Annotated in this window: 5 protein-coding genes; 1 reads left to right on the top strand and 4 read right to left on the bottom strand. The window is 53.5% G+C overall.

Annotation, left to right across the window (positions count from 1 at the left end; genetic code table 11):
* Positions 1–566, bottom strand: a 566-nt coding sequence (locus tag DXA43_RS09945) for a hypothetical protein (protein ID WP_147344762.1), incomplete at its 3' end; no start/stop codon positions are given.
* Between the two features lie 326 nt (positions 567–892).
* Here DXA43_RS09945 and DXA43_RS09940 point away from each other — a divergent pair.
* Positions 893–1,612, top strand: a complete 720-nt coding sequence (locus tag DXA43_RS09940) for an AbiH family protein (protein WP_117807064.1) — start codon at positions 893–895, stop codon at positions 1,610–1,612.
* A 594-nt stretch (positions 1,613–2,206) separates the two neighbouring features.
* On the opposite strand, the gene DXA43_RS09930 is transcribed toward DXA43_RS09940, so the two are convergent.
* The 3 genes from DXA43_RS09930 to DXA43_RS09920 form a co-directional block, all read right to left on the bottom strand.
* Positions 2,207–2,485: a hypothetical protein gene (locus tag DXA43_RS09930; RefSeq protein ID WP_199580569.1), complete on the bottom strand. Its 279-nt coding sequence runs from the start codon at positions 2,483–2,485 to the stop codon at positions 2,207–2,209.
* 221 nt (positions 2,486–2,706) lie between these two features.
* Positions 2,707–3,660 carry a hypothetical protein gene (locus DXA43_RS09925; protein WP_117757184.1) on the bottom strand — a complete coding sequence of 318 codons (954 nt, stop codon included), beginning with the start codon at positions 3,658–3,660 and terminating at the stop codon, positions 2,707–2,709.
* Entirely contained in the window at positions 3,653–4,117 is a 465-nt protein-coding gene (locus DXA43_RS09920; RefSeq protein WP_117803211.1) for a Panacea domain-containing protein, read from the bottom strand. The genes DXA43_RS09925 and DXA43_RS09920 overlap by 8 nt, the downstream gene beginning before the upstream one ends.
* Positions 4,118–4,497 lie beyond the last annotated feature (380 nt).

Raw genomic sequence — 4,497 nt, 5'->3', positions numbered from 1 at the left:
GAGCCCGCGCCCGCGACGACAACGCGCCCACCGCCGCGAACGGCAAGACCGTCCGCGATCACGCCGGCCACCCGCGCGTCCGCGATGCCGGCGCCGTCGGCCCGCGCGTCAACCTTGCAGCCGTCCACCGCGAGCGTCCCCGACACATAGATCCCGCACTGCGAGCCCGTGGCCACCAGCGACCCGGTCCTGCGGAGCGTCAGATCGCCCCACACCTCCATGCCGCAACGCGAGATGTCCACGTCGGGTGCGCTCGTCTCGACAACGGTGTTCTGCCCGGTCAGCGTCACCACCAGGTCGTCGTCGGCGCCGATGGCCTCGCCCGTGTAGCCGTTAAGCTCCAGGTGGTCGGCATCGGTCCAGGCCCACCCGGGGCCCGACGCGCCCGGCTCGTAGTACATGGCGCCCGCAATGAACAGGCTGTCCGCGCCCGCGGCATAAGAAGGCCCGCCCAGCAAAACGCATAGGCAGGCCATGGCAGTAAACAGGATGTAGTGACGGCTAGTGTGGAACGCGGCAGCAAACATAACCGCTCCGATCTTCGCAAGAGCCAATGGAAACTGCACCAGAAAACTACCTGGTAGCAGCGGTTATTAGTGTAGCGAGATCAAAGCACAAACAAAGGAAATACCCGTGAGCATCACCAGAAATTAGGTGTAAATCGTTTTGCCAGTCGGTGAAAGGAAGATTCACGTTAGGCAAATATGCCGACCGCTGATTCCAAAATTAGCAGCACAGGGAAATTGACAATATCAAGTTACCAAAACCTTTCCTCAATGACGCCCCATGTCGTGTCCTCGCAAGTTGGATACCGTTGTAGCAACACCTTAGTAATCGGGTAAATAGTTGAGAAGCTATTCACGGAGTTCACTACGATTGAAGGATTTAAATAATGCACCAACTAATAATTCTTGGAAATGGATTCGACTTGACCTGCGGACTGAAGTCAAAGTTCTCAGATTTTTATCGCAATAGGATGAACGCAGCATGCTCAATTGAATCGATCCCTAAGGACGAAAGAAATGTCTGGGATGTCATTCTTTCTGAAATCGGTGAAAACGACCCATTGTGGTGTAATATAGAAAGCTTTTTTTCAGCGTATGTGTTCCATGATGACGACTTGGGTTCAAGATTGAACCACATGTATGAGCAACTGGTGTGGACAATTGATCCGTCAAAACCAAATCGTTCTGAACATCTAGATAACGCCGTATACAATTACGTTTCAACTAGTCTGGGTAAGGAAAACGTTTCCCAGGATGAGCTCACCCATTTCCTTCTAACCTCACTAAAAGATTACGAGCACATCTTTGCGAGCTATCTAGAAAAACAAGTCGATAATAACAATAAATACAGGGAAAAGGCTGTGGAGTATTATGCAGCCATTCGCAATGCCTGCATTAATAAGGCCCAGCAAAAGAACTATGAAACATCTATCTTAAACTTTAACTATACAACCCCATTAAAATCGGAAGATCAGCAGCTGGGAATTGTTGCTGCCCGGAATATTCATGGCTCACTGGACAAAACGGACACAATATTTGGCATTGACGGAAAAGACGTCGCTGAAGACCATCCGGCGGTGCCGTTTACAAAAACATATAGGCTATAGGCTTATGTCATTAGTGCCATACGAAAGCGAAACTGCAAAACTCTGCGACAGCAATACCCGTTTCATCAAGATATTCGGACACTCGCTTTCTCGGGCTGACTATTCCTACTTCCAATCGATTTTTGACACCGTCAATCTATACGGTGGAGTTACTAAGCTTGTATTTCTATACAAAAAATATCCAAACAAGTCAGATAAAACAGTTGATGAGCAGGCAATTCGAGAAGATCTGTACTCACGCATATCGCATCTTCTGTATGAGTATGGAAGCACACTCGACAATAAAGACCATGGAAAGAATCTCATGCATAAACTTCTTCTAGAGCAAAGGTTGCTCATTAAAGACGTTGACGAGAATATATCAGTCTTACCTTCCAATATATATTTGCTTTAACACCTAATCCAGATTCGGCTCCCTGAGGTGGTAATTGAAGAGTAGGACCGGAGAACGTACGTATATCTATAAAAGCGTAATCAAAGGCTAATGGGACTTGTTTAACCAAAAGAGGGTGTATCGGTTTGCGCCGATACACCCTCTTTTCAATAATTGGATTTATGCACAAGGACAGAGTCGCCGCAGCCGTCAGCTCTCCCCTATTCCCTCTTAAACAGATCCCTCGTGTACACCTTGTCCGCCACGTCCGTGAGCTCGTCGCTCCAGCGGTTGGCGACGATCACGTCGCAGCCGGCCTTGAAGGCCTCCAGGTCGTGGGTCTCCTCGGAGCCGAAGAACTCCGGCGCGTCCAGCGTGGGCTCGTAGACCACCACGGGCACGCCCTTGGCCTTCACGCGCTTCATGACGCCCTGGATGGAGCTCGCAATCCTAGTCTTGTCCTCCTGCTCGGCCTCGAGCTTGCAGATCTTGTTGTCCACCGTCTCGGGCTTCCAGCGCGAGCGTTCGGGCCACGCGGCGAGCTTCGCCTGCCTCTGGGTTCTGCTCGCAACGCGCTCGTGGCAGTATGTCTCGTGACGCGGGTTCGCCAGCGGCTCGTCGGCGTCCAAGCGTCACCTCCAATCAATCGCGCCCCGCCGCGAAAAGCGGGGAGCCGCCCCGGAGGGCGGCCCTGATTAGTCGTAGGTGTTTCCGCTTCCTGCTAGTTGTAAGCTGGCATAGGGATGAAGAATCTCGCGAAGACCGCGGCGGCGAGGAAGACGAGGGCGATGAAGTTTGCGATCTTCACGATCTTGGCCAGGTCAGGGCATTCAACTCTGGTCACCTTTCCCAGGAACGAGAGCAGGATCGCTATCGTGTCGAATAGGAATACTCCTATCACTGTCGCCATCGCGCATAGCCTGTAGATGCTCGCCCTGTCGATGCTCTGCAGGATGGATGAGGAGAAGGTCAGGCCCGCGACGAAGGCGACGACGATGCCGGTGAACACGCCGAGGACGGACACGTTTTCACGCTGCGCCTCTCTCTTTTCCTCCTCAATTCGCTTCAGCGAGTCATCTTCCAGACGTTTGATTTCGCTTTCCGTCTTTTCCTGCTGCTCTTTGATTTGCTCGTCGAGTTGCGTGCTCCTTTCCTCGAAGGAGCACATCATCTTCATCTGCTCCGTGTAGTGGAGTAGGCGCGTCTTCTCAAGCTCGATGTGGTCGCACAGCTTACGTACACTATCGGCCTGCTCCGAGCGGGGTCGGTCTTCCAGCATGCTTGTCAGGACCTTGCCCATGTTGTCGGCCAAGCGGCTTACGGGGTATGGGACGTTCGTCGGGTCGAGCTCGCAATCCTTGTAGTCAAACACGACGTTGCAGACGTCCGAGTATCTATGGCGGAACTTCACCTGCCCGCCGTACAGCTTTTCGAAGAAGGCCTTGACGTCGGCGATGTTTTCATCCGAGAGGGAGAGGCCTGGGTCGTCGGACGCTAAGGTTTCCAGAAGTTTGGTCAGCGCATCCCTTTTCTGTGTCTCATCGGAGTCCGCCTCGACGTCGGGAACAATGAGCATCGATTTCTCAAGATAGTCGCCGTTTGCGGCTTGGAGAACGCTCGTCAGAATCTCAAGGGCTCTTTTCATGCCGGCGGGCACTTCTTGATTCTCAGCCATTCTGGTCCGCCTTTGCGGCCGCGACGATGAGACCGTTTGGGATGATTCCCTTGTCTTGTCCGCGCCTATTGTAGACCTCATCCCACGGGGACCCCTTCGCATGGGAGACCCGTACGAGGTTCCAGGGAGAAAGTCCTCGCAGTTTTTCGATGATGGTGTTGATGAAATCTTCCTGCTCGTCGTTCTCGAAGCGGACTGCGTCAGGGAAAATCATCTTTATGGGCGAACCGCCGAACTCGGAGAACTTGACGTATACGTCGCGGATGACCGGGCCGTACTGCCATGCCTCGAACGTGTCGTCGAACAGGGGCGAGTCGTACCCCTTGATGAAAGTTAGTTGCAAGAAGTACAGCATCTTCTGTAGCTGTAGGTTGCTGACCGGCTTGTTGTCTTTATAGCATTTGTCAACTACGTATTTGGCGATTCCCATGGCGGTGTAGCTTGCGGTCGTGTTCATAATCTCCTCCTTTTGCCCATCATACCAGTGATGTGCTTCCCATCTGCGCGTATCGCGATAAAAGCATCTCAGCTCGCCCGGACAAAAAACGGACGGCCCGGACGGCCCCCTCCAACGGGGGGGTTTCGGTCTCGGACGCGCCCCCTAGTCTTCCACGGCCCCGGCACCAGGACGACCGGCACGAGCGGCAGAAACGCCACGAGCACGAGCGCCGTGACCGCAATGCCCAACGCCCATTTCACGTCTTCGCCCATCACTTCACATCCTTCCGCTCGAACCTGCAGAAGCGCCCACATGCGGCCAAGGTCGCTACCGCGTATCTCGCGGTCGCAGCACCCCATTACAGTCTGAAATAGGCCATCGATAAATTTCGATGGCGA

This window comes from Collinsella sp. OF02-10 (genome assembly GCF_003463445.1).
Classification (GTDB): Bacteria; Actinomycetota; Coriobacteriia; order Coriobacteriales; family Coriobacteriaceae; genus Collinsella.
This window is presented reverse-complemented; position numbering and strand designations above follow the sequence as displayed.